Raw genomic sequence first — 1,050 nt, 5'->3', positions numbered from 1 at the left:
CGGGAGGGCCGCAGCGTCTGGCGGCAGAGCTCGGCGACCGCGCCCACGATCTGCGCGCCCTGACCGGTTCCCCGCAGGAGCTGTTCGTTGCGGCGGATCGGTCGGCGGAGGCGTTCCGTGACGTGGTCGGGAGCCTGCACGCGATGCGCAGCGCGCTCGAGGCGCTCGAGGCCCATGCCGTGGTCGCGCTCGCGGATTCCCTGACTCTGCGCAAGCAGGCCGAGGCCCGCGCCGATACGGCACAGGAGCCGGGGGAGGGCCCGGCTCCCACGGCGCTGTTGCGGGCGGCGTCGCGGGAGGCGGCGCGGGAGGTCTCGCTGCTCACCCGCCGCTCACCCGCAGCCGCGTCGCATTCGCTGGCGGCGCGGCGTCGTCTGGTGGCGGATATGCCGGAGATGCTCACCGCGCTCGCGGACTGCCAGGTCACCGCCGCGGATGCGTATCGCACCTCCCGCTCGTTCGCGCCGTTGACGTCTGCGCAGCGGCGGGAGGCGGATCGGCTGCTGGGGCAGCGTCTGCCGTATCTCGATGGTGCCGGGTCGCAGGAGTGGGACGACGCCCGTGCTGCGGCGATCTCTCTGGCCGACCCGGAGGGGGAAGCGCGTCGTCACCAGCTCGCGAAGCGGGAGCGGCATGTGAAGGTGCGACGCGGGGAGCATGGCATGGCCACGCTCTCCGCGCACCTCACGGCGCTGGATGCGGCGCTGATCCGCAAGCGTCTCTCGCTGGAGGCCGAGCGTCTGCGCGCCGGCGGGGACCGGCGCGGGCATCAGGCGATCCAGGCCGATTCCCTCGTGGACACGCTCCTGGGACGCGGGGGTGGGATGGAGCCGATCACCCTGGACATCGGGGTGATCATCACCGACCGGATGCTGCTGGATCCCGGGGCCGGGGACCTCGCCCAGATCGAGGGATACGGGACCGTGCCCGCCGAAGCGGTGCGCGAGAGCCTGCGCGGACCGCTGGACGCCATCATCGCCGCCGACCAGCACGACCAGCACGCCCAGCGCGCCCAGCAGGACCATCACGCCCATCACGATCCGTGCGACC

At 73.2% G+C, this 1,050-nt stretch carries 1 pseudogene; it reads left to right on the top strand.

Features of this window, described 5'->3' with window-relative positions:
* A pseudogene (locus tag D1648_RS14960) lies at positions 1 to 1,050 on the top strand (HNH endonuclease); the annotation flags it as partial.

This window comes from Brachybacterium sp. EE-P12 (genome assembly GCF_003711805.1).
Lineage (GTDB): Bacteria > Actinomycetota > Actinomycetes > Actinomycetales > Dermabacteraceae > Brachybacterium.
This window is presented reverse-complemented; position numbering and strand designations above follow the sequence as displayed.